The sequence below is a fragment of the Desulfovibrio mangrovi genome (assembly GCF_026230175.1).
Taxonomy (GTDB): domain Bacteria; phylum Desulfobacterota; class Desulfovibrionia; order Desulfovibrionales; family Desulfovibrionaceae; genus Halodesulfovibrio; species Halodesulfovibrio mangrovi.
Map to the genome: position 1 here is coordinate 1,698,707 of NZ_CP104208.1, position 23,459 is coordinate 1,722,165.

The window sequence follows — 23,459 nt, forward strand, 5'->3', positions numbered from 1 at the left end:
AACAATCGTCTGTTTCGCAGACGGCGTCTTCCGGCCGGAATACATCCGACCGCACATGCCGAACCGCGCACGGGTCCCAACGAGAAGCTGCTTGCTGCCTTCAGGCATACAGCAGCCTGATACCCGGCCCGATGAAATTGCGAAGACCGGATGCAATGCCACTGCACCACGGTTCCGTTTCCGGCGGACCGCCGTATCCGACCTGTCTGTCACAGGCCGCCAGCCCGATACGCCTACCGCTGACGGTCGATTCAATGCACATGCTCCGTAAAGGCGGAGACAACACCGTCAGCCATGCTCACACATTCAGGCGCAGGGCCTAACCATTTCCCGATGTCGGGGTGGACCCTTAAGGTATGTCCAGCCCTTCGCCGCGATATTCGTTCAACTTGTTTCGCAGCGTACGAACGGATATGCCGAGCATCTCCGCAGCCTGAGTACGGTTGCCGGAGGTCTGCTCCAATCCTTTGAGAATCATGATGCGCTCCATTTCGTGCAGAGGAATGACCCCCTGCGCAAAAAGCGCGCTGCCACCGTCCACGCCTGCAGCAGAATACTCCTGCGCAGTCGCGGCGCCGGCAACTTGACCGGCAGGATCCGCCATCCCGCCGGATGCCGAGACATCCGCACCATGCTCCTCTTCCTCGCCGAACAGGGGCCAGCTATCCGGATCAAGGAGAAAATGACTCTTGGAGATGGGCCCGCGCCCTGCCAGCAGGGTGGCGCGCTCCATCAGGTTCTGCAGTTCTCGCACGTTGCCCGGCCACTCATAGGAGGCCAGCCAGTCGAGCGCGTCCTGCGAAAATTCGAGAGAGGAAAGCCCGTATTCGCGGACATAGAGATTCACGAAAAAGCGGGCCAGGGCCAGCACGTCGTCACCGCGCTCACGCAGAGCAGGCAACCGCAGGGGAATGACGTTCAGACGGAAGTAAAGATCCTGCCGGAACTTGCCTTCCTTGACCCAGTCCTCAAGATTACGGTTCGTGGTGGCCAGCACACGCACGTCCACCTTCACCGTTTCAGTACCGCCCACGCGGTCCAGTTCGCTTTCCTGCAGCACACGCAGGAGCTTGGCCTGCAGGCCGAGGTCCATTTCGGAAATTTCATCCAGCAGAATGGTGCCGCCGTGAGCCAGCTCGAATTTGCCGAGCTTGCGGTTGATGGCACCAGTGAATGCACCCTTTTCATGCCCGAAAAGTTCGCTTTCAAGCAGGTGTTCCGGCAGGGCGGCGCAGTTCACGGCCACAAAGGGGCCGTTGGCCCTGTCGCTATGCGCATGCAGAAATTTGGAGAACATTTCCTTGCCGGTGCCGGATTCGCCGGAAATGAGCACCGTGGCACGGGAGGGAGCAACCTGCTTGGCAAGGGCCAGCACGCGACGCATGACGGGATTGCTGCCGATGATGTTCGGCCCCTTTTCCGTCTCGGGCATCTGCGGCTTGCGACCGCCCAGCGTTGTGCTGGGAGGTGCCGGAATGGTCTTGCGGCCCGCAGGAATGGCGGCAACCACCTTCTCATAGACCAGAGGCTCCAGCCAGTAGTCCTGCGCCCCCAGATTCAACAGCCGTTCCGCCTCTTCCACGGAGCCCTTGTCGCTGAAGACAATCACCGGCGGAAAGGTGGCATCGTCCTGACTCACGGCAAGCAGGTCATCAACCTTGTAGCCGGGCAACTGCGGGCGCGAGAATATGACGCTCGGTCCGGACTTGCGGATGAACGCGGAGGCTCCCTTCAGATTCTCGGCAAGGCCCACCTCATACCCTGCGTCCTTGAGTCGGGGAAAGATGTGCGTGACAGATGCTGCCGGAGCAAGAAAAAGTATACGTCTCAGTGACATGCCTTCCTTGATAACCTCATGCGGCCAGAATCGCAATAATCAGCGATGAACAATGTCATAAAATGATACGTTTGGCAAAACATGGTATTGACCTGCCCCTGACGCTCCCGTAGCCTTCCGGCATTATTCCCTGTAATCTGGACCACGCCACACGAGGGATCTCCATGCACGACCATGATATGGCTGCCCTGCTCCGCGCCACGCTCAATGCCGTTGCCGAAGGCACCCTGCCTCCCGGCGAGGCCGCACTGCGGCTGAAAACCGCCCCCTGCGAGGCCACCCTGAACGGCGTTCATGTGGACCACCACCGCGCCATGCGTACCGGACTGGGGGAAGCCGTTCTCGCCCTCGGCAAAAGCGACGACCGTCTCGTGACAGCGGTGGAGCGTCTGTCCGAGCAGGGAACACCGGTTCTCGCAACGCGGGTTTCAGCAGCGCAAGGAGCCCTGCTGCAGGAACATTTTCCGCAGGGCACGCACCACCCCGACGCAGGCCTGTTCTGTCTGGGACGCGACCTTGGGTTGATGCCGCCTTTTGCAGCCACCGGCGAAGTTCTGGTGGTCACCGCCGGTGCGGCGGACATGCATGTGGCGCTGGAAGCGCTGGGTACGGCACGCTTTTACGGACTTGACGCGGGACTGGTCCCTGACGTAGGCGTGGCGGGGCTTCACCGCATAGGCCCGCACCTTGCCGCCCTGCACGAGGCGAAACTGCTCATCGTGGTTGCCGGCATGGAAGGCGCGCTGCCCAGTGTGGTGGCAGGCCTTTGCAGCTGCCCCGTCATCGGGGTTCCCACTTCCGTGGGATACGGCGCAGGCGCGGGCGGCATCACCCCGCTCTTCGCCATGCTCAACTCCTGCGCAGCGGGCATAAGCGTAGTGAACATAGACAACGGTTACGGTGCTGCGGTCTTCGCCACCAAAATTCTGAACACATTCCGTCACGAGTAGCGCATGCGTCTCGCCTTTTTCAACGCCACCCGCAAATGGGGCGGCGTCAAAACATGGACCCTCGAATTTGCCGCCGCACTGACGCGCCTCGGCCACACGGTCATCGTGCTCGGCAGGGAAGGCGCTTTCATTGAACGGGCCCTCGGCCTGGGGCTTGATGCCCGCGCCGTGGACTTCGGTCCGGATTACAACCCCATTGCCATTGCCCGCTTCATGCATTTCTTCCGTACGGAACGCATTGATGCCGCGCTGGTGAATGTAGGCCGCGACCTGCGTACGGCAGGCATTGCCGCCAAGCTTTCCGGCATCCCGCTGGTTCAACGCGTGGGCCTACCCGAGGACATGAAAAACGTCTGGAAGGTTCGCGCGCTGCACAACTGGATTCGCCCGCACTACCTGTGTCCCTGCCATTTCAACCGCAACGGCCTGCTCGCGCATCTGCCCTGCATCGACGCGGCAGACACCACTGTCATCCACTCTGCCAAGATTCCCGCAAAAACGGCACCGGCACACGTCGGCTCTCCCCTGCAGCTTGCCACCACCAGCCAGTTGAACCGCGACAAGGGCCACGAAGAACTCATGCGTGTTCTTGCCCGCCTGCGGGATGAAGGCCATGCCTTCCACTGGCACGTGGCCGGCACCGGCCATGAAGAGGCCGCCCTGCACACGCTGGCGGACGAACTGCGACTGCAGGAACATATCACATGGCACGGTTGGACCCAAAACGTGGGAGCCATTCTGCAACAGGCCGATGTCTTTGCCCTGCCTTCCCTGAGCGAGGGGCTGCCAAACACCCTGCTGGAAGCCATGGCTGCAGGGTGCATCCCCGTTGCCAGAAACGTTGGGGGCGTGGCAGAAGTGTGGCCTGACAGCCTGAAAGATTTTCTCATCACTCCCGGCGAGCACAGCAACGAATCCTTTCACGCGAGCCTTTCCAGCCTGCTCACGGCACAGGCCGATACCCTGCTCCGCTGGAAGCATGCGGCATGGAGCCAGTGCGTTCAGGCCTTTTCCCTGGATACGCAGGCCCGCAAACTGGAAGCCTTTTTCACGGATATCACAGGAAAACGTTAACCCCCATGCATATCATATTCTGCACCTCATCCAGTACCAAAAGCGGCGGTTCGCGTCAGGCGCTGTACCTTGCACAGGAATTCGTCCGCAGAGGCCATTCGCTCACCTTCTTCACCCCCGCCCATTCAACCCTGCGTTCGCTGGCCCCGGAAATACACTGGGCAGACCTGCCGGACGCTCCCGGCCAGTGGCGTGCAGCCATTGAGGCCGCCCTGCCCGAAGGGGCCCCTGCCGTTTTCCATGCCTTTCATAACAAGGCCGTCAAAAAGGCTGCATGGTGGGGTCTGTGCTGGCGCTCCAGAGGCGTGGTCTGCGTGGCCCATCGAGGCGTGGTTTACAAACCCGGCAACCCCCTGCCCTACTGGTCTCCCGGCATTGGCGCGTTTGCCGTAAACTCCAAGGCCTGCGCCAAGGTACTCGCCCGTTACGGCCTCAGCAAGAAGCGCCTGCACGTGGTTTACAACGGCATTCCGGACGCCCGCACCACGCCCGCCACACCGGCGGCTGACATGCGCGCAGCCCTGAACATTCCCGAAAGCCATTTCGTCTTCGGCACCGTGGCGGGCAACAACCCCGTCAAAGGAGCCGACGTGATGCTGCGCGCCTTCGCCCTAGCCGACCTGAAGGACACCACGCTGGTGGCGGTTGGCGTCGGAGCCGACGTATACGGACCCCTTGCCGAAGAATTGGGGATCAGCGATCGCGTCCGCCTTGTGGGGCACACGGAAAATGTGGCAGACCATCTGAACTGTCTGGATGCCTTCATCCTGCCTTCCCGTTCGGAATCCATGCCCAACACCCTGCTTGAAGCCATCCGCATGGGACTGCCGTCCGTTGCCACGGACGTAGGCGGCGTGAAGGAATTGCTGGCTGACACAGGCATTGCCGTACCCGCCGAAAATCCGGAAGCCATGGCCGCGGCCATGACGACCATGCGCACAGACACGGACAAACGCGAAGCCTTTGCAGCCAACAGCCGCGCCCTTGCCCCGCAATACTCCATCGGCAACCGTGCCGACCGCATGGAAGCCATCTATCGCGACCTTCTGGCCGCACGCGGACTGAGTACGCGATAACGACCCAAGGCCGATGCTCTTTCACGGGGAACACATGGCAGCAACGAAGCAGACACAGGGAACACACGGCGGCGAGGTCTACCGCCTCGCCCGCAGCATGGGCGTATCGCCTGACGCGATACTGGACTTCTCCAGCAACGCAAACTCCCTGTGTGACGACCTGACCCGCGCCATACTCGGCGAAATCGACTATCCCTACCGCCACTATCCGGATACGTGGTGCTCCGAACTGCGGGATGTACTGGCCCGACACGAGAATGTTTCGCCGGAATCTATTCTGGTGGGCAACGGTTCATCGGAAAATATCTTTCTGACCATTCAACAGCTGCGGCCAAGGCATGTCGTCATGCTGGCCCCCATCTTCTCTGAATACGTCAGGGCCTGCGAAGCCTTCGGCGTGCCGTACACACTCATTCCCTGCTCTGCCGACAATGGCTTTGCTTGCAGAGAACACGAGCTGAACGCGCTCAGGGAACTGCAGGCCGATCTTGCCATCATCTGCTCCCCCAACAACCCCGCCTGCGTGACCTACGACAACATGGCCGATATCCTCAGCGCCGTGCAGGCAAGCACCATCCTCGTGGACAACACCTACAGCGAATTCCTGTGGGGACTTCCTGCCTACGAAGACAACCGACTTACGGTCTACCGGGAGCTGGTGAACACAGACACGCAGGTGATCACCGTACAGAGCTTCACCAAATTCTTTTACTGCACTGGTGTACGTCTGGGATACTCAGTAGCCTCGCCAGCACTCACAGAGAGGCTTGCCGCAGGCAAAACCCCATGGACCGTCTCGGCATATGCCGAACAGGCGGGCATTGCTTTCATGAACAGCATGCAAAGCTACAGGGACAGGTTGCACCCCATGCGGGAAGAGCGCAGACACTTTGTGAGCGCCCTGCAAGCAACCGGCGCTTTTGCAGAAGACAGGATTTTTTCGGGAGTGAATTATGTGACTGCCGGCCTGAAGACTCCTGAGCGGTCACAGGAAGTATACGCCAGCCTGCTTGAACAGGGCATTCTTGTCCGTGTTTGCGACAATATTCCGGGCATGCCCGCCGGATACTTGCGCATGCAGGTGCGGGAAGAGTCCGCATGGCGCAGACTGACCGCCGCCCTGCATTCCCCCACCTAGCTGATAAGCAGTACCTTGCACAGGGTTGCCAGTTCCCTGTCCAGTTTCTCGATGACTTCGCCCAATTCCGCAGTCTTCAGCTCCATGGCTTCCCACGCGGAAATATCCACAGGCGCCACCCTGCAATCGTCCGTTGAGGAATATCCCATTCCTCTCACCAGCGTATCTGCCACGTGCACAAAAACGGGCTCGTCAAACTCCGTACAGGCGGAGGGATTGTGATGGTATCGTACCGCAGCCACCAGATTGGGCGGCAGGGACCAAGTCTCGAACAGCCTTGCCCCGAGGACCGCGTGGGTCATGCCAAGCGACCTGCCCTCTGCTTCAAGCAGCGAGCAGTTCTCCTCATCTGCCCTCTGCAGCACCATCTGGAGCAGATTGTGTTGCGAGCAGGTCAGGGCTAGCCAACCGATGTCATGCACCAGACCGGCCACAAAATACCGCTCCAGTCCATCCCGTCCCGCCAGCTTTGCCAAAGACTGTGTCGCCATGCCTACAGCAATGGAATGCTCCCAGAATTGCCCGATATTCGGGCAGGTATCGGGACGTTCCTTAAAAAGCCCAAGCATGAACGTACCGAGCGCCAGTGTGGAAACCTGTCGCATTCCCAGCACCGCTATGGCGCGGGATACCGTGTCTATGGAGGATTGAAAATTGAAAAGGGCGCTGTTTACCAGACGAAGAATGGAACTGGTCATCTTGGGGTCGAGGCTTATCACCTGTGCCAGTTCCTGCACGGTCACATCATTGCGTTCCATGAGCGCTTGGAGCTCATAAAAAACCTGAGGCATGGAAGGTAGTTTCACCTTTGAGAGCATGCTGTCCAACGAATGCACGCAGAGCGGTTCCTGCTGCGTCTCTCCCCTTTCCTCTGTGACAAGCGGCTTGAACAAATAGGTTTCAAGCGCAAAGGTCCCGGTCTGCTTCGATCGCGCAAACAAACGGAATCTGGCCTCTGCCCGCAGCCAGTCGCACAAAGGATTCTCTCCGGCAAAATGAAAGCGCCTGGAGAGAATATCGGAAATCTTCTGCTCCAACCCTGCATCAATCAAAGATCCCATGCTCACACCCCGCAAGTATGTTTGCCTAAGGGTAGACCATCAGAAAATTCAGTGCAACACTTGTAATGTTCCACAACGGACAAGCCCCCGGAGAGGGGATCTCCGGGGGCTTGCCAAATGAAGCGACTGAATCAATGTCCGCGAAGCGAGGGACCACACGGACTTAAATCCTTTGATTGTAATCCTACCTTAGCAGATAGCGTGCCAACTCTCAAAAAGCTGGGAACCCACTCATAACACCATTTCCAACATAACAGCCCCACTGGACTGGTTACGACTTTTCGTATAAAACGATTTTTCGTAACGACTTTTCGTAAAGGAGCTACCTCCATGTCTGCTGAAACAACACCTATGGCCGCAACGGGCAACCGCTCTGCCGTCACCTCCAATGATCAGGACCCCCAACTCATCCCCACCCTGCACAGCGTGGATGTGAGTCCTTTTCTCGACCTGATGCTGGGCATTGCCCGGGAGCGCACCATTGAAGGCATTCTGCGGGTGACCAAACGCACCTATCGCGGGCGCCATGTCATCTTCGGCGGACTCTGGATTGTCGCCTCCCTGCGCATAACCGGCACGTCAGATCACAGCGCTCCCGGAGCGGACAGAAAGCTCAGGCTCATGGCCTTTTCCGGTGCGGGCAAACCGCGTCCGGCCATGTGGCGACACCAGGAAGGCACCTATGACCTTGTCCCCTTTTCCAACCCGCTGCTGGGCCCATGCACCAATGGAGAACCCACCTATGCGGCTTCCGGTGAACAGTGGAACCGGCCCGACTGGGCCGTTGAGCATGGTTACCATGCCTATTCCGCCTTCCCCATCATGCACAAGGACGAACTGCTCGGCGTAATGGCGGTATTCTATGACCGCCCCATGATAAACGAACTGGCAGACATGCTGCTCATGCACCGCAAGATGCACAAGATATACGCGGACTCGCTGGCCGCCGCACTGGCCAATGCTGCAGCCTTTGATGAAATCCAAACCCTGCGCCGAGAACTGGAACTGGAAAACGAACACCTGCGCCGTGCGGTTCGCACCGCCCATGCAGATGACCATATCGTGGGCAACGCACCAGCGCTGCACAAAGTCATGGAACAGGTGGAGGTTGTCGCCCCGACGGACGCCACGGTGCTTATTCTGGGTGAATCAGGCACAGGCAAGGAGCTACTGGCAGAGGCCATACACAAGCGCTCGCATCGTCGGCTGGGGCCACTGGTACGGGTGAACTGCTCTGCCGTTCCCCACGAACTGTTCGAAAGCGAATTCTTCGGTCACATCAAGGGATCATTCACCGGTGCCGTCCGTGACCGGACCGGACGTTTTCTCATGGCAGACGGCGGCACGCTCTTCCTCGACGAAGTAGGAGAAATTCCGCTGGAATTGCAGGGCAAACTGCTGCGAGTGCTGCAGGAAGGAACCTTTGAGCCCATTGGTGATGACCGCCCCCGCAAAGTCGATGTGCGCATCATCGCGGCAACCAACCGCGACCTTGCTGCGGACGTTGAAGCCGGGCTGTTCAGGCAGGACCTCTATTTCAGGCTCTCGGTATTTCCCATCCACAATCCGCCCCTGCGGGAGCGGCTGGATGACATCCCCATGCTCGCGCACCACTTCATCAGCAATGCTGCAAGGCGGCTTGGGGTAACAGAGCCCAAACTGCATTACCGGCACATTCAGCAGCTACAGTCTTACGACTGGCCCGGCAACGTGCGCGAACTGCAGAACGAAATCGAGCGTGCCGTGATCATGTCACACAACGGCGGACTGGATTTCAACCGGCTTGGCGCACACAGGATCGGCACCCCTTCTCCAGCAGGCACAGCCACTCCGCCCGTTGTTCCCAGCAGCACCCATGTAGGCCCGCTGTATACGGAAGCGCAAATGGAGGACCTACACCGCGAAAACACCTTCCGCGCACTGGAATCCTGCAACTGGCGTGTGCAGGGAGAAGGAGGCGCAGCCGAGCTGCTGGGCATAAAGCCGACAACGCTGCAATCACGGATAAAAAAATACGGACTCAAGAAGCCGGTAGCCTAAGGCCACGCGACCAAAGGGAATCGACCTCTCCACCTCCCGGCATCTGGACAATGGGCCGCAAACGGATACAATGGCGGAACAGTGCATAAGACGCCGGAACAGCAGAACGACCAGAACGGAGACGCCATGAGCACAGGCAAAACAGCCAAGGTTCTCAAAACCATCAAGGAAAATGAAACGACCACCACGGTCATCATGGACGTGGAGGATGAGCGTTTCTCCAGCTTCAGGCCCGGCCAGTTCGCCACTATCCGCATCATGGAAAACGGAGAATGGTCCAAGCCCCACCCCTTCACCATCTCCGGCGCACCGGGTGACAAGCTACAGATGACCATCAAGAGAAACGGCCACTTCACCTCGGAACTCATTCCCGCATTGAATGATGCCTCGCAGATACAATGCGCCGGACCTTACGGCATATTCTGCAAGGACATTGCCTTGAAGGAAGAAATCGTCATGGTAGCGGGAGGCGTGGGCATAACCCCCTTCCTGTCCGTACTTCGCCATTTCAAAAAGACGGGAGCAAAGAATACATGCACGCTGTTCTGGTGCAACAAGACCTTTGCCGACGCCTTTGCCGCTTCCGAACTGGAGGAAATGGCTGAATCGTTGAAGCTTACCGTCATCCACGTGCTCAGCCGGGAAACCAACCCGGACATGTACTATGAAGAAGAGCGCCCGCAGATCAAGTTCGAGAAGGGGCATTTTTCGCGGGATATGCTTGCACGGCATATCCACTCTACCACGGCCTCCTTCTATCTCTGCGGCCCTTCAGGCATGCAGCAGACCGTTGTGGAAGAGCTGGCAGCCTATGGCATTGCCCCGGACACTGTGGAGAAAGAAGCATTCGTCTACAACGGCGCATAGCGATAAGACCCAAAACAAACACACCCCGTTCTCCTGATGGAAAACGGGGTGTTTCTATTTCTGGATCAATACCACCGACTGCCTATCAACCGGCAATGGCCTTTCTGAGTGCCTCAGAGGCGGATCTAGGTGATGGAGTGCCACAGATGGCAGAAACCACGGCCACACCATCGGCGCCAGCCATGAGCACATCCGCAGCGTTTTCAGCATGAATGCCCCCGATGCCGACAAGCAGATGGTTGGTCACCAACCGTATCCTGCGGACGCCATCCAGCCCCCACGGCACGGCTGCATCTTTCTTGGTCGCCGTGGCAAACACCGGACTGATGCCCAGATAGTCCACATCCAGCCGCTTGGCTTCGTTTACCTGCTCCTGCGTCTCCACGGAAAGCCCGATTATGGCATCCGGCCCCAGCAACGCCCGCGCCTTTTCATAAGGCATATCCGACTGGCCTATGTGCACGCCGTCGGCACCGGAAGCCAAGGCCACGTCCACCCTGTCGTTAATGAGCAGCGGAATCCGCAACGGAGTCAGAGCCTGCTTGAGGAGCACTGCCGTCTCGATGAATCGCCGGGTATCCAGCGTCTTCTCGCGCAACTGCACTACCCGCACACCTCCGGCCACAGCCTGCAGCACGGTCTCTACAACGCCTGTCTCCCCGCACAGCTCCCTGTCCGTTACCAGATAGAGGGAATAATCAATGCGCTGTCTCACTGCTCTGAATCTCCGTAACCAAGTTCGGGACAGTCGCACTCGCAAACGTCCACCAGAGCCTCAATATCCTCCATGGTCATTGCATACAGGGCATCATAAAAATGCATCTGGAAACTGCCCGGTCCTGCCGCTTTACGACCAGCCATACCACCGGCAGCGGCCATAACAGCCAACGCACTCACGGCGCCCTCGAAGGGAGATTCAGAAACGGCCACGTAAGCGCCGATCAATGCAGTTGCTGTGCAGCCCATGCCGGTGACTCTCGCCATAAGCGGGCTACCGCCCTTGATGCGGTAAGCGCAGGTACCCTTGATCACGATGTCTTCTTCACCGGTCACCGCCACAACGCAATCATACTGGCGTGAAAGTTCGACGGCTGCTTCATGGGCATCCGATGACTGCAGTATGGAATCCACTCCCTTGGTCATCCCACCTGCTCCGTGAAGAGCCATGATCTCGGAACCGTTTCCACGAACGACTGCGGGTTTGGCAGCATGCAACAGGCGCATAGCCGTATCCGTGCGCAGGTTGGAGGCCCCAGCTCCCACAGGGTCAAGCACGACAGGAATATGCCGCTTACTTGCGTACTGACCGGCCTGAAGCATGCTCTGGATCCAGGGGGCACTCAACGTTCCGATGTTCAACACCAGAGAACCGGCAATTCCCACAAGCTGCTCCATTTCTTCAGGAGCGTGCGCCATTATGGGCGAGGCGCCGGCACTGAGCAGGGCGTTGGCCGTGGTGTTCATCACAACGTAGTTGGTAATGTTGTGCACGAGAGGCCGCTGCTTTCTGACCTTGCACACCTGCTGCCATATTGTCTTGAAATCCATATCCCACCTTGAAAACGTAGCTTGGTATAATAACGAAAATACCCCATTTGTGATGTGGAGTCGATACGAAACAAACCGCTTGCAGGTTAATCCGCCCTTTCCTGCCGCCACATCCTTCTTCAAGACATAAAAAAGCTCCGGCATGCCCTGCACGCCGGAGCTTCACTCTGTATCCTGTCACTCCCCTAAGCCAGACAATCCCGCAGGCATTTACCGAGACGGGCAATGCCTTCTTCAATCCTGTCGGGACTCGCATTGGAGAAGTTCAGTCGGAATGTGTTGTCCGTACCGTCCACATAGAAAGGCTTGCCCGGCACAAAGGCCACATTATGCTTGATGGCCTCCTGAAACACGCTTTCCGCGGAAACAGTTTCGGGCAACGTGCACCAGAGGAACATGCCGCCTTCAGGCTCAGTGGTGGCCACCTCTTCAGGAAAATGTTCCCGGATAGCCGCAACCATGATGTCACGATGCGTCTTGTAACGCTCTCTGATGGATGCAATATGGGCGTCCACATCGTTGTCTGCCAGATAGCGGTATAAAATGGACTGTGTCAGGCTTGCGGTATGCAGGTCGGAGGCCTGCTTGGCCCTGACCAGGCTGTCCATGAGTCCGTCCGGTGCGTAAATCCAGCCAAGTCGCATACCGGGAGCCACCATCTTGGAGAAGGAGCCAAGGAGAATGGAAGGCGACTGCATATAGCAACGCACAGGGGGAACATCTTCCCCAAGAAAGCGAAGCTCGCCGTAGGGATTATCCTCAATCAGCACACAGTCATAACGGGCCATGAGCTCTGCAACCGCCTTGCGAGTCTCCTTGTCATAGGAAATACCCGAAGGATTCTGGAAGCTGGGAACGGCATAGAAATACCGTGCGCCGGTCCGCTTCAGAACGGACTCCAGCATATCCACATCCACCCCCGTAGAAACCAGGTCAACCGGTTTGAAATCTGCTCCATACATGGAGAAGCACTGAATGGCCCCGAGATAGCCGGGTCGCTCTATGACAATGGCATCCCCGCGATTGAGCAATGCCCTGCCCGCCATATCCAGCGCCTGCTGAGAACCGGTAGTGATAAGGATGTCATCTGGCGCGACGGTCAGCCCTTGGCGGGCATAGCGGTCTGCAATCCACTTCCGCAAGGGCGCGTACCCTTCCGTTGTGGAGTACTGCAGGGCAGAGGCCCCTTCTTCCGCAAACACTCTCGCTGCAGCGGCAGCCACCCTTTCAGCCGGAAAGGAGTCCGGATGAGGTAGACCGCCCGCAAAGGAAATAATCTCGGGTCGTGCAGTGACCTTGAGGATTTCCCGAATATACGATCTGTGGACGCCCTGCATCCGATCTGCGGTCTTCATAATGACTCCTTATGCTCTCACATCGAAATAATAAGTTATGACGCAATGCAAAACAAATGAGCACTCACTCTAAACGCCGTCAAAAAAAGGCCTACGCCTTCCCGAACTCCTCATCAAGCCCAATAATGCTCAGGTTATGGGCATCGGCAAGCTTCAAGGCCTCTTCCCTGTCAAAAAACAAAGTTTTTCCGGCATGATAGGCAAGACAGGAATAACCTCCATCCACCAGAGTACGGATAGTTGCAGTTCCAAGAGCAGGCAGGTCAATGCGCTCATCCTGCCCCGGCTTGACGATCTTGATGGCCACGCAGCCAGCGCCCCCAAGCTCCGCTCCACGGCGCAACAGGGCATCCGTGCCTTCCAGCCCTTCCACGGCAACGACCATGCCCCGCTTCACCACAATGCACTGGCCTATGTCCATGGCGCCTATGGCTTGGGCGATAGGCCAGCCATACCGCAAATCGTCCCACTCTTCGCTTCCGGGTTGCCGACGGGTCTGAACGCCTGCAGCCCCCCGGAGGTCGGGCACCAATTCCGCCGCCTGCACGATGCGCAGCCCCTCTGACTCCAGCTCGTCCATCACGGCTCGCAGCAATACGTCATCCCCTTTGGACCGCAGCTTGAAAAGCACCTTTGCGGCACGAAAATCAGGACGCAGGTCAAGCGCCTTGGGCTTGCTGATGGCCCCGGCAAAACACAGGCGGCGCACCCCGCGTTCCTTGAAATATTCAATAAGCTTATTCAGTGCGCCAAGGTGCAGCATGGCAAAGGAATCGGCCTCACGCTCCAGCAGCGGATCCGTGTGACCGTGAAACCCGCACATGACCACGTCGAGTCCTGCCGCGCGTGCACCGCGGGCAACCAATGCAGGAAACTGTCCTTTTCCGGCCACAATACCGATAGCTTCTTTCGTCATGCCATCTGCTCCAAAAAACGGGCTGAATATTGAAAAACGGGAAGGAAGACCGCGCTTCCTCCCCGTTAAACACAAGGTATAATGCGGCCTGCCCACCTAGTCTGCGGGTAGAATGCCTCGCTCGCTGCTGCGAATGAACTCGACGAAACCGAGAATCTCGGGGAACGTGCCGAATTCGTACTCAAGCTGCTCCAGAGCTTCCTTGCGGGGCGTGTCGGAGTGCCAAATGAGTCGGAACGCACCCTTGAGGGCTGCGATCAGCTCACGGGAGGCCTGCAGACGACGAAGTCCCACAAGGTTGGGGCCATGCACACCAGCGCGGTTGCCCACTGCCAGCATGTAGGGAGGCAGATCCTGACTGATGCCGCTCATTCCGCCCACAAAGGCGTAGGCGCCGATGCGGACAAACTGATGCACGGCGGAAAGGCCTGCAAGGATGGCACGATCCTGCACGGAGACGTGACCGGCGAGAGTTGCACCGTTGGACATGACGATCTCATTACCCAAATGGCAATCGTGGGCCACGTGAGTGTAAGCCATGAACAGGTTACCGTTGCCGATCTTGGTCAGCCCGCCACCGCCCTGGGTTCCACGATGCAGGGTTGCAAACTCGCGCACGTTGTTATTGTCGCCCATCTCAAGCCAGCTCTCTTCACCTGCATACTTGAGGTCTTGCGGCTCTCCGCCGACCAAGGCGTAGGAATGGATATGGTTTCCAGCTCCCATGCGGGTGTACTGCTTTACCGAAGCAAAGGCATCAATACGGCAACCGTCGCCGATGATAACATCATCTTCAATGACGGCGCAGGGACCGATAATGACATCGTCACCGATCTCGGCCTTGGGCGATATGAATGCAGACGGATGAATCTGGCTTGCCATGCTACATATCCTCTTTATTCATGATGGCGGCGGTCATCTCCGCCTCTGCGGCCAGCTTGCCGTCAACATACGCCTTGCCTTCCATCTTCCACAGCTTGAGCTTCTGACGGATGAGCGAACAGCGCAGTTCCAACTTATCGCCGGGATATACGGGCTTACGGAAACGCACCTTCTCCATGCCGGTAAACAGGAATAGCTTGTCCTCAATGGTGGTGTCGGTGCTCTTGATGACCAGAAGGCCACCGGCCTGCGCCAGAGCTTCCATGATGAGCACGCCGGGCATTACTGGAATGCCGGGGAAATGTCCCTGAAAGAATGGCTCGTTGAAGGTGACGTTCTTATACGCCACGATGCTTTCGTTGGGTACATACTCCACCACACGGTCTACCAGCAAAAACGGGTAACGGTGCGGGAGCAGCCCAAGGATCTTTCGGATATCAAAAGAATTAGGGTTCTCTTGGGTCATGATAATTACTTCTCCGCTTCATTCTTGAGTGCAGCGAGTTCCTTCTCAAGGCGTTGCAGACGCTTGTACATATCGGGCAGCTTGGGCATTACGGTCAGCGTACGGATATACGTACCCTTATCCACGGCAGGCTGGCCACCCACGGTCTGGCCGGCAGGAATTCCCTTGGCCACACCGGACTTGGGCCCGATGGTCACACCGTCGCCAATGCTCAGATGCCCTGCGACGCCGACCTGTCCGGCCATGGTCACCCTGTTTCCAACCTTGGTTGAACCGGAAATGCCAACCTGCGAGACGATGAGACACTGGTCTCCCATCTGCACATTGTGTCCTATCTGCACCAAATTGTCGATCTTTGTGGAATCGCCGACGGATGTCGTGCCCAGTACTGCGCGGTCAATGGTGGTATTGGCACCAATTTCCACATCACTGCCTATGGTCACGGTTCCGATCTGTGGAATCTTCTGAATGCCGTAGGGGGTCGGCGCAAACCCGAAGCCATCGGCCCCGAGCACCACACCGGCGTGCACGATGCAATCATCTCCAAGAACGGTTCCTGCCATCAACACAACATTGGGATACAGAATACAGCCAGTCCCCACCCGGCAATCTTCCCCGATGTAACAACCGGGGAACACCACCGTATCGGCCCCCACTTCGGCCCACGGTCCGATGAAGGCAAACGGATATACCGTGCACCCATCCGCAACCTGAGCTTCCGGATCGATGTATGCCATGGCATGAATCCCCTTCATGCCGCCTTGCGGCTTGGCAAACAGCGAAACGCAACGACCGAAATCAAGATACGGATTCTCGCTGATGAGCGCCCTCTTCACCTCTCCGGCGAATTCGGCACTGCAAATTACTGCTCCTGCAGCTGTGGTCCCGAGCTGCGGAACATATTTGGGATTCGCAAGAAAACTGATGTCAGCCGGACCTGCATCCTCAAGGGTGCTGACACTGGAAACTTCCATGTCCTCACCACGCAGCTCAAGCCCCAACTCGCTTGCGATATCGGAAAGCATGCGTCCCATGCTTACTACTTCTTACCTTCGCGATACACGCGGTTGAGCTCAACCAGCACTTCCTTGGTTACGTCCAGACCGGGGGCTGCATACACCATGGAAGGATAAGCCTTGTCGAACACCATGTCATACTGGTTTTTCTTGGCGAAGTCCTGCGTAGCCTTCACGATCATGGCGGCGATAGTGTGGCGCACACTCTCGTTGGCAGCCTGAACCTTACGGGCAAGAGCACGCTGCCTGTCTTCAACATCGCGCTTGAGGCGAAGCAGTTCAACCTTCTTGTCCTCACGGGCAGACTCGGAAAGAGCAGCGGCCTGCACCTTCATTTCTTCCATTTTCTTCTTGTACTGCTGAATGAGGTTGGTCACTTCCTTGTTCTCAGGACCGAAGTCCTTCTCCATCTTCTCGGATGCTGCCTTTGCAGGCTCGGACTCGGTCACGAGCTTGATGGAATCCACGTAGCCGATTTTACCAGCAAAAGCGGGCACTGCAGCCACCAGAGTCATCAACAAAGAAAGAACAATAATCTTACGCATGGATACTTGCTCCTTGTATTCTATAAAAATGACAAGCCATGTTATCGAAAAAGAAATCCCAATTCCGCAATCCAAACAAACCGTCCGGACCAGAGTGAGAAGGAATATCCCCCAACACGCTTTTCCGTCAAGAAATGTTACATGGAAGCATAACGCCCCAACTGCTTGGTGTAGCTTTCAACGCCTTTCACCACACCAGACGCCAATCGCTTGAGGTACTTTTCGGACCTCAGGCGCTTTGCCTCTTCCTTGTTGGTGCAATAGCCCAATTCAACCAGCACAGAAGGCATCTTGGCACCCATCAGCACGTAAAACGGAGCACTGCGTACTCCGTTGTCGCGCACGGAATATCCGCCAGACTTGGCAGCTCCAACCATATTCTTCTGAATGAGGGATGCCAGATCCTTGGATTCCTGCATCTTGGAGTTCAACATGAGGTCCGTCAGAATAAACTGCAGGTCACTGATACGCTTCTCACTGACAGCGTTTTCTCTGGCAGCGACCCGCACGGCACTCTTGGAGCTGGCAAGGTTAAGGTAATACGTCTCCAGGCCGGAAATACCGGTACTGCGATGGGCGTTGATATGGAACGACAGGAACATGTCCGCTTTCCGCACGTTGGCCATGGCAGTTCGTTCTTCCAAAGGAACAAAGGTATCGTCGCGACGGGTATACAGCACGGTAAACCCTCGCTGCTTCAACATATCCCCAACCATTGTGGCGACCCTGAGAACATACTCCTTTTCACGGATACTGTTTGCATTGGCACCGGGGTCTTTCCCGCCATGACCAGCGTCGATCATGATGGTCTTGACCGTTAGCCCCAACTGCTCAATCAGGTCGCCAACCTGTTTCTTACTCCCGGGAGGAGCCTTGTATGTAACAGGGGGCGTATTCTTCGCAGCCTGTTTGCCCGACGACTTGGGGGCAGGTTCCTCAACTCGGGTCTTGGGGGCAGGCGCCTGTTCCGGGACAGCAGCCACAGAACCGCCAGCAGGTGCCGTGACGTCAATCACCACCCTGTAGGGGTTATCCAGAACAAATACATTATATTTCTGCACAGACTGAAAATCCAACACAACACGGGTCGTGTCATTGGAAGGGGTACCAGTCCGAACCTGACGCAGAATACCGTCCTTCACCTCTATCTCACCCGCTACCCCACTGCCGATTGTCACATTCTTGAGATCCACATACAGCCGATAAGGCAACCCGCGGGAAGGGTCCGCCGACAATATCTGGTAATGATATGTAGGCTCATTGCTAACCGTCAGGACAATACGGGTGTAGTCATTGCTGCTCTGGAAGCGGATACTGCTCAACTCACCGGAATCGGACGTCCGGGAAGGCGCTGCGGAAACAGCTGGTCGTGAAGCAGGGGGCGAAGGTGCCGGGGAAGCGGCAACTGAACCGGAAGATTTCCGTAATTGCCGGTGCAAGGCAAGAGCCTTGTTGTACATGTCCCCCTTGGTATACCCCTGCAAAATGGCATTAAGATCTTGAAGCGCAGCATCGGTATCATGCAATCGCACATGAAGGAGCTCTGCCCTGCGATAAAGGCAGTCGTCTGCCCAACTATGATTGGGAAACCGTTTCGCAACTCTCTGATAGTACTCTGCAGCAGTCTGATAGTCTGAGGAAAGAAACGACCGTTTGCCAAGCTCTTCGTTCACCCGTGCGGCAAAATACAAGGACTTGGGGGCATAGGCCCCTTTGGGATCCCGCTTGTAAACGGCCATGAATTTTTCTTCCAGCTGTTTCCAGTTGGAACGGTACTTGGCTCGTTTGGCGTCCTTGGTAAGCGCCGTGAACGACTCGTAGCCCTGTTTATAGTCAGTGCTGATAGAAGCGCCAAAGGCCAATGACGAAAAAAGGACAAGCCAACAGAAAGCAGAGAGGACTGTAACGGTCAGTCTTTTTATGCGCGCTTGATACATATTCTTCCTGAAATATCGCTTCATACCCGAAGCCATGAACACAGAAGCGGAGCAAAGTCTAGAAACAGTTACAACCTAATGAAACAGCAAAAGAGTTGCAACCCGATAAGATCGGCGGCGGGGAATAAAAAAAGCGCGGCTTGCGCCGCGCTTTGCCTGTGCTCTAGAAAGTTTGCCCCATTGCAAACTCAAAGCGGGGATCCTTTTCGTCTCCGTCCACCTTACTGAGCGGAATTCCGTATGCGAAGCGCAAATCACCCATGGGGGATTTCCAGCGCCATTCAAGACCGTAGCTCATCAGAATGTCATCGGTGTCCTGACGCTCGTAGACATCGTCAAAGTTCGTACCGGCATCAAAGAACGGAACCAGCATCATGCCGAACTCGTTATTGAAGTACCACTGGTATTCAAGGTTGACGAAAGCCATGCGGTTGCCACCGATCTTATCGCCATCCTCGTTCAGCACGGCGAAGTCTGACGTCTTGTAGCCGCGAACCGAGTTGATACCACCTATCCAGAAACGTTCAACAATGGGCACTTCTTCACCGGACTGAGACTCCAGAAGGGCTCCGCCCTTAACACGTCCCATCAGCACATTGTCCTTGTTAAGCGCATAGTAGGCCCGGGTGTCACCAACAAGCTTGATGAAATCGTCATCGCCCTGCAGGACCCCGCCACCATATTCTGCACGACCGGTAGTATACATACCGCTGGTCGGACGCAGCGGATCATCAACGGAAGAGCGGACAAAAGAAGCGGAAACCACGCTTCCAATGCGGTCACCAGAACGATCCTTCAACATCTTTGAAGCATCCTCGTCCACTTCATAAATCTTGTAGAAATCAAGACGGTATCCGGCAAATATCTTCGTCTTATCCGAGATAGGCCGCCCGACCTGAGTCTCACCACCGAGAACGCTATAAGTATAGTCGTCATACTCGGTTTTTGCGAGATAGGTATTCACAGACAGCGAGTACTTGGAATCGTACAGGCGAGGGTTGTAGAAGTACAGGTCGTAGCGGTTTCCCTTGCCGCTGAAGGTACCCTTGACAGAAGCAGTGTAGCCGCGCCCCCACAGGTTCTTTTCGGAAACGGAACCGCTGATGCCTACCCCGCCCCATGTATTCCAGCCGACACCAGCCATAAGAGCACCGGTGTTCTGTTCCTTGACCTTGACCTTGAGATCCACTTCGTCAGGATTCTCAGTGGGCACCATCTGTACTTCCGCGGCAGAGAAATAGCCGAGGGAGTTCAGTTTCTTATTGCTCTTCTGCAACTTGGCGCCGTCGAACACTTCGCCATCAGCAAGCAGCACGTCACGACGAATCACGTTATCGCGGGTCTGGGTGTTACCTTCAATGGAAACGTTGCGGACGTACACCTTGTTTTTCTTGGAGACCTTGTAGGTAAGGTCGATGGTTTCACCATCAACCTTGCGGGTATCGAAATCGACCTCAGCAAAGGCATAGCCGTGCTGCGTGTAGTATTCCGTCAGTTTGTTGGTATCGTTCTGAATCTGGGAATAGTTGAGGTAGATTTCATCTTCTTTCCACTCATCCATCTCGATGAGACCGAGCAGTACGGCATCAGGTTCGATCAGGTCACCCTTGAAAGCAATGTTGCCAACCTTGTAGCGCTGCCCTTCCTTCACACGGAAGGTAATTATGATACCGTCTTCCAGATATTCGACCTGAGGTTCGCCCACCGCAACGTCCATGAACCCGCGGTTCAGGTAGTATGCGCCGATGGCTGCGGAATCTCTCTCGAGATAATCTTCGCGAAGAACACCGGTTCCGGTATACCAGGAAAGCATGTTGCGGGGAGAAAGAGCCAGTTCGTCAAGCACATCATCAGCATCCAGCTGTTCTGCGCCCTGCAGCTTCACTTCGCTGATGTAAAGCTTGTTGCCCTCTTCGACCGTAAAGACCAAGCTCGCAGAGTGGTTGGAATGTTCTTCAACCTTGTGGGTCAGCTTGGCAAGGTAGTACCCTTCCTTGCGGTACAGTTCGAGAACCTTGTCAATATCCTGGGCAAGCAGCTTCTCGTTCAGAACGGCTCCGGTTTTGGAGCTCATGGCTGCAAGAATGTCTTCTTCGTCAACGGCATCGGAACCTTCGATGACGATCTTCTCAATGCGGGACTTTTCCACAACATTGAAAACCAGTTCCATTCCTTCTCTGGTCTGATCAATGGCGGCAGTCACGTCGCTGAAATATCCGAGATCAAAAATACGCTTGATGTCCTCGTTGATCTGCTTACCGTCAAGCCCGTCGCCCTTTCGGCTACGGAGACGCATAAGCACGACATCGGGATCAAGCACCTTGGTGCCCTTTACAGAAATTTTGGCAATGGTGTTCTTGCTGAGCATCTCATTGGAAGCGACATCAACAAGTTCATCCACGGCAGGGATGATGTTGATGAGCCCGTTCTTGGCAATGAACACGGGCTTTGCAGGCTGCAGGCCATAGGCTTCCACGAGGCGGGCGTCAATGGATACATCCTCGCCGATCTGGTTGAAGCTGCCATAAACAGCGTAGGAAGCACCGGACAGCAGGGAGATGTCGCGCACGGCGGCAATGGAAAGTTCGGTAATGCCCTGCTGCTGAATCAGGGCCATGACCTGATTTTGAGGAACGACCGTAAAGCCCTTTGCTACAAGCCGCTCGGCAATCAGTTCTGGCAGGCTGTCTTCAAGGTACTTCAGGTCTTCACCGGCATTCACCTCGAAAGGCAGCACAATGATTTTCGTGTCCTGAACAGGAGCAGCATAGGCTCCCGAGGAGGTAAGCAGGAAGAGTGCGAAAAAGACCATTGCAAGGCAAGGTCTAAACAGTTTGGTCATACAGTTCTCCAGCTCTCAGTTCAAGACGGCGTTGCATCAATGCCGCCAATTCCGCATTATGGGTAACAACTACAAGGGTCATTCCCAGTTCTTCATTGAGATGCATAAGCTGTTCTGCAACAGCATTGCCGGTGCGCTCATCAAGATTGCCGGTAGGCTCGTCGGCGAGCAATACCGCAGGGCGCATCAGGATGGCACGGGCAATTGCGGCTCGTTGTCTTTCGCCTCCGGAAAGGGTGGTTACCCTGTGCATGAGCCGTCCGTGAAGACCAACCAGCCCCAATGCATCACGCGCTCTGTCAAAGGCTTCAGATCGGGCAACCCCACCGATGAGGGCCTGCATGGCCACGTTCTCGATGGTAGTGAACTCCGGCAACAGGTGGTGAAACTGGAAGACAAAACCAATTTCACGATTCCTCAGGGAAGCCTTGGCCTGAGGGGAAAACTGCCCAAGATCCTGCCCACGAAAAAGTATGGTGCCCCACGAAGGATTATCAAGGGTTCCCAAGAGATGCAAGAGGGTACTTTTACCTGAACCGGATGATCCGATAATTGCGATGGATTCTCCCTGCCCGATTGTGAGGTCCAGAGACCGTATCACGGTCACCTTTTCAGCAGGACCTTCATACTCCCTGCCCACTCCGGACAGCTGATATAGCGGCTCTGCGGACATTATTCGTACCTCAGAGCCTCTACAGGCTCGAGACCGGCAGCCTGACGGGCAGGATAGATCGTGGCGACGAAACAAAGCAGCATTGCCGAAACACCTATGATGAATAAATCCACCCATTCGATGAGCACCGGAAGCGTATCCAGCGAATAAACGCCCTTGGGCAGATCAATGAATTGATATTTCTTGAGCAGGTATGCCACCAGCAGACCAAGCGCGAACCCGAGCGCCGTGCCTATGGCGCCGATTATGGTTCCCTGCAGCATGAAAATGCGACGAATCTGGCTGCGGGTTGCCCCCATGGACATGAGGATGGCGATATCACGCGTCTTCTCCATGACCAGCATGACAAGCGTGGTGACAATGGAAAAGGAGCCTACCAGCACGATCAAGGTCAGAATGATGCCCATGGCGGTCTTTTCCAACTTGAGCGCTGCAAAGAGGTTGGCATTCATCTCCATCCAGTTGCGCGAATAGTAAGGATATCCGCCCAATGCCGCGGTCACGTCCTCCGCCACCCTGTCGGCGCGGTAGACATCCTTCACAGTCATTTCAAGGCCGGTAACGGAATCGTCCTTCCAGCCCAGCAGGTCACGCGCGGAGGCAAGGGAAACAAACCCCAGAGAGGAGTCATACTCCCACATGCCCGTCTTGAACAGGCCGACTATACGGCACATGCGCACACGGGGAGTGAAACCGGTGGCGGTTTTGGTACCGGTAGGCGAAAGCAGGTTCACCCTGCCGCCTATCCCCACGCCAAGCCGTTTTGCCAGCTCCTTGCCAATAATAATGCCGGGCATGCCGTCCTCTTTGAGGCTGGCAAAGGAGCCGTCCTCCATGTGCTCACGAATGGAAAGCACCTCTTCCGCCGTGTCGGGGTCAACCCCGCGCAGCACCAGTCCCTTCACACCGTTGGCCGTGGAGATCATGACTTCCGAATAAATGAAAGGGGTTACTCCGGTTACACCGGAGACCCCTTTCACGGTATTCATTACGGAATCATAGTTGCTGAAGCCGCCGCCAATCGACATGGTGATGGCATGGGCGTTCACGCCAAGAATCTTGTCACGAAGATCCTTGGTAAAGCCGTTCATAACCCCCAGAACCACGATGAGGGAGGCAACCCCCAGGGCGACTCCGAGTATGGATGTAACCGATATGACGGATATGAACGTCTGTTTGCTGCGCGCCATGAGGTAGCGCAGCGCAATGAATGATTCAAAGCTCATGGGTGCCTTG

General features: G+C 56.4%; 20 protein-coding genes. 6 read left to right on the forward strand and 14 right to left on the reverse strand.

Annotated elements, in window-relative coordinates:
* Positions 1 to 349: 349 nt before the first annotated feature.
* Entirely contained in the window at positions 350 to 1,837 is a 1,488-nt protein-coding gene (locus N1030_RS07865) for a sigma-54-dependent transcriptional regulator (protein ID WP_265828720.1), read from the reverse strand.
* A gap of 164 nt (positions 1,838 to 2,001) precedes the next feature.
* On the opposite strand from N1030_RS07865, the gene larB reads away from it, so the two are divergent.
* Genes larB through N1030_RS07885 form a run of 4 tightly spaced genes read left to right on the forward strand, consistent with a single transcriptional unit; the run spans position 2,002 to position 6,075 of the window.
* Complete coding sequence (gene larB, locus N1030_RS07870) at positions 2,002 to 2,787, forward strand: nickel pincer cofactor biosynthesis protein LarB (RefSeq protein WP_265828721.1); 786 nt, start codon at positions 2,002 to 2,004, stop codon at positions 2,785 to 2,787.
* A gap of 3 nt (positions 2,788 to 2,790) precedes the next feature.
* Positions 2,791 to 3,861, forward strand: coding sequence for a glycosyltransferase (locus N1030_RS07875; protein WP_265828723.1), 1,071 nt, complete (start codon positions 2,791 to 2,793; stop codon positions 3,859 to 3,861).
* A 5-nt stretch (positions 3,862 to 3,866) separates the two neighbouring features.
* Positions 3,867 to 4,937 (forward strand): glycosyltransferase family 4 protein, encoded by a 1,071-nt coding sequence (locus N1030_RS07880; protein WP_265828724.1) that lies wholly within the window; start codon positions 3,867 to 3,869, stop codon positions 4,935 to 4,937.
* A gap of 34 nt (positions 4,938 to 4,971) precedes the next feature.
* Entirely contained in the window at positions 4,972 to 6,075 is a 1,104-nt protein-coding gene (locus N1030_RS07885) for a pyridoxal phosphate-dependent aminotransferase (protein ID WP_265828725.1), read from the forward strand.
* On the opposite strand, the gene N1030_RS07890 is transcribed toward N1030_RS07885, so the two are convergent.
* Positions 6,072 to 7,136: an HDOD domain-containing protein gene (locus N1030_RS07890; RefSeq protein WP_265828726.1), complete on the reverse strand. Its 1,065-nt coding sequence runs from the start codon at positions 7,134 to 7,136 to the stop codon at positions 6,072 to 6,074. The genes N1030_RS07885 and N1030_RS07890 overlap by 4 nt on opposite strands.
* 330 nt (positions 7,137 to 7,466) lie before the next feature.
* On the opposite strand from N1030_RS07890, the gene N1030_RS07895 reads away from it, so the two are divergent.
* Both N1030_RS07895 and N1030_RS07900 read left to right on the forward strand, forming a co-directional pair.
* Positions 7,467 to 9,176 (forward strand): sigma-54 interaction domain-containing protein, encoded by a 1,710-nt coding sequence (locus tag N1030_RS07895; protein ID WP_265828727.1) that lies wholly within the window; start codon positions 7,467 to 7,469, stop codon positions 9,174 to 9,176.
* A gap of 126 nt (positions 9,177 to 9,302) precedes the next feature.
* Positions 9,303 to 10,043: a ferredoxin reductase domain-containing protein gene (locus N1030_RS07900; RefSeq protein ID WP_265828728.1), complete on the forward strand. Its 741-nt coding sequence runs from the start codon at positions 9,303 to 9,305 to the stop codon at positions 10,041 to 10,043.
* A gap of 85 nt (positions 10,044 to 10,128) precedes the next feature.
* On the opposite strand, the gene thiE is transcribed toward N1030_RS07900, so the two are convergent.
* The 12 genes from thiE to N1030_RS07960 all read right to left on the reverse strand — a co-directional run bounded on the left by thiE (position 10,129) and on the right by N1030_RS07960 (position 23,449).
* Positions 10,129 to 10,758: a thiamine phosphate synthase gene (gene thiE / locus N1030_RS07905; protein WP_265828730.1), complete on the reverse strand. Its 630-nt coding sequence runs from the start codon at positions 10,756 to 10,758 to the stop codon at positions 10,129 to 10,131.
* Positions 10,755 to 11,591, reverse strand: a complete 837-nt coding sequence (gene thiM, locus N1030_RS07910) for a hydroxyethylthiazole kinase (RefSeq protein ID WP_265828731.1) — start codon at positions 11,589 to 11,591, stop codon at positions 10,755 to 10,757. The genes thiE and thiM overlap by 4 nt, the downstream gene beginning before the upstream one ends.
* A gap of 185 nt (positions 11,592 to 11,776) precedes the next feature.
* Positions 11,777 to 12,946, reverse strand: a complete 1,170-nt coding sequence (locus N1030_RS07915; RefSeq protein ID WP_265828732.1) for an aminotransferase-like domain-containing protein — start codon at positions 12,944 to 12,946, stop codon at positions 11,777 to 11,779.
* Positions 12,947 to 13,037: 91 nt separating this feature from the next.
* Positions 13,038 to 13,862: an LpxI family protein gene (locus N1030_RS07920; RefSeq protein WP_265828733.1), complete on the reverse strand. Its 825-nt coding sequence runs from the start codon at positions 13,860 to 13,862 to the stop codon at positions 13,038 to 13,040.
* Between the two features lie 96 nt (positions 13,863 to 13,958).
* Entirely contained in the window at positions 13,959 to 14,744 is a 786-nt protein-coding gene (gene lpxA, locus N1030_RS07925) for an acyl-ACP--UDP-N-acetylglucosamine O-acyltransferase (RefSeq protein WP_265828734.1), read from the reverse strand.
* 1 nt (position 14,745) lies between these two features.
* Complete coding sequence (fabZ, locus tag N1030_RS07930; RefSeq protein WP_265828735.1) at positions 14,746 to 15,210, reverse strand: 3-hydroxyacyl-ACP dehydratase FabZ; 465 nt, start codon at positions 15,208 to 15,210, stop codon at positions 14,746 to 14,748.
* Between the two features lie 5 nt (positions 15,211 to 15,215).
* Positions 15,216 to 16,244, reverse strand: a complete 1,029-nt coding sequence (gene lpxD, locus N1030_RS07935; protein WP_265828737.1) for a UDP-3-O-(3-hydroxymyristoyl)glucosamine N-acyltransferase — start codon at positions 16,242 to 16,244, stop codon at positions 15,216 to 15,218.
* A gap of 5 nt (positions 16,245 to 16,249) precedes the next feature.
* Entirely contained in the window at positions 16,250 to 16,771 is a 522-nt protein-coding gene (locus N1030_RS07940) for an OmpH/Skp family outer membrane protein (RefSeq protein WP_265828738.1), read from the reverse strand.
* Between the two features lie 137 nt (positions 16,772 to 16,908).
* Positions 16,909 to 18,708, reverse strand: coding sequence for an N-acetylmuramoyl-L-alanine amidase (locus N1030_RS07945; RefSeq protein ID WP_265828739.1), 1,800 nt, complete (start codon positions 18,706 to 18,708; stop codon positions 16,909 to 16,911).
* A 163-nt stretch (positions 18,709 to 18,871) separates the two neighbouring features.
* Entirely contained in the window at positions 18,872 to 21,550 is a 2,679-nt protein-coding gene (gene bamA, locus N1030_RS07950; protein WP_265828740.1) for an outer membrane protein assembly factor BamA, read from the reverse strand.
* Entirely contained in the window at positions 21,534 to 22,223 is a 690-nt protein-coding gene (locus tag N1030_RS07955; RefSeq protein WP_265828741.1) for an ABC transporter ATP-binding protein, read from the reverse strand. The genes bamA and N1030_RS07955 overlap by 17 nt, the downstream gene beginning before the upstream one ends.
* Positions 22,223 to 23,449, reverse strand: coding sequence for a lipoprotein-releasing ABC transporter permease subunit (locus N1030_RS07960; protein WP_265828742.1), 1,227 nt, complete (start codon positions 23,447 to 23,449; stop codon positions 22,223 to 22,225). Before N1030_RS07960 ends, N1030_RS07955 begins: the two co-directional genes overlap by 1 nt.
* Between the last annotated feature and the right edge of the window lie 10 nt (positions 23,450 to 23,459).

What these genes read in the sequence shown, in the direction of transcription:
- lpxD (WP_265828737.1), bottom strand. Translation starts at nt 16,244, where the DNA reads ATGGGACGCATGCTTTCCGATATCGCAAGCGAGTTGGGGCTTGAGCTG.
- bamA (WP_265828740.1), bottom strand. Translation starts at nt 21,550, where the DNA reads ATGACCAAACTGTTTAGACCTTGCCTTGCAATGGTCTTTTTCGCACTC.
- N1030_RS07940 (WP_265828738.1), bottom strand. Translation starts at nt 16,771, where the DNA reads ATGCGTAAGATTATTGTTCTTTCTTTGTTGATGACTCTGGTGGCTGCA.
- N1030_RS07895 (WP_265828727.1), top strand. Translation starts at nt 7,467, where the DNA reads ATGTCTGCTGAAACAACACCTATGGCCGCAACGGGCAACCGCTCTGCC.
- fabZ (WP_265828735.1), bottom strand. Translation starts at nt 15,210, where the DNA reads ATGACCCAAGAGAACCCTAATTCTTTTGATATCCGAAAGATCCTTGGG.
- larB (WP_265828721.1), top strand. Translation starts at nt 2,002, where the DNA reads ATGCACGACCATGATATGGCTGCCCTGCTCCGCGCCACGCTCAATGCC.
- N1030_RS07885 (WP_265828725.1), top strand. Translation starts at nt 4,972, where the DNA reads ATGGCAGCAACGAAGCAGACACAGGGAACACACGGCGGCGAGGTCTAC.
- N1030_RS07960 (WP_265828742.1), bottom strand. Translation starts at nt 23,449, where the DNA reads ATGAGCTTTGAATCATTCATTGCGCTGCGCTACCTCATGGCGCGCAGC.
- N1030_RS07880 (WP_265828724.1), top strand. Translation starts at nt 3,867, where the DNA reads ATGCATATCATATTCTGCACCTCATCCAGTACCAAAAGCGGCGGTTCG.
- N1030_RS07915 (WP_265828732.1), bottom strand. Translation starts at nt 12,946, where the DNA reads ATGAAGACCGCAGATCGGATGCAGGGCGTCCACAGATCGTATATTCGG.
- N1030_RS07890 (WP_265828726.1), bottom strand. Translation starts at nt 7,136, where the DNA reads ATGGGATCTTTGATTGATGCAGGGTTGGAGCAGAAGATTTCCGATATT.
- N1030_RS07875 (WP_265828723.1), top strand. Translation starts at nt 2,791, where the DNA reads ATGCGTCTCGCCTTTTTCAACGCCACCCGCAAATGGGGCGGCGTCAAA.
- N1030_RS07955 (WP_265828741.1), bottom strand. Translation starts at nt 22,223, where the DNA reads ATGTCCGCAGAGCCGCTATATCAGCTGTCCGGAGTGGGCAGGGAGTAT.
- N1030_RS07945 (WP_265828739.1), bottom strand. Translation starts at nt 18,708, where the DNA reads ATGTATCAAGCGCGCATAAAAAGACTGACCGTTACAGTCCTCTCTGCT.
- N1030_RS07920 (WP_265828733.1), bottom strand. Translation starts at nt 13,862, where the DNA reads ATGACGAAAGAAGCTATCGGTATTGTGGCCGGAAAAGGACAGTTTCCT.
- thiM (WP_265828731.1), bottom strand. Translation starts at nt 11,591, where the DNA reads ATGGATTTCAAGACAATATGGCAGCAGGTGTGCAAGGTCAGAAAGCAG.
- N1030_RS07865 (WP_265828720.1), bottom strand. Translation starts at nt 1,837, where the DNA reads ATGTCACTGAGACGTATACTTTTTCTTGCTCCGGCAGCATCTGTCACG.
- lpxA (WP_265828734.1), bottom strand. Translation starts at nt 14,744, where the DNA reads ATGGCAAGCCAGATTCATCCGTCTGCATTCATATCGCCCAAGGCCGAG.
- N1030_RS07900 (WP_265828728.1), top strand. Translation starts at nt 9,303, where the DNA reads ATGAGCACAGGCAAAACAGCCAAGGTTCTCAAAACCATCAAGGAAAAT.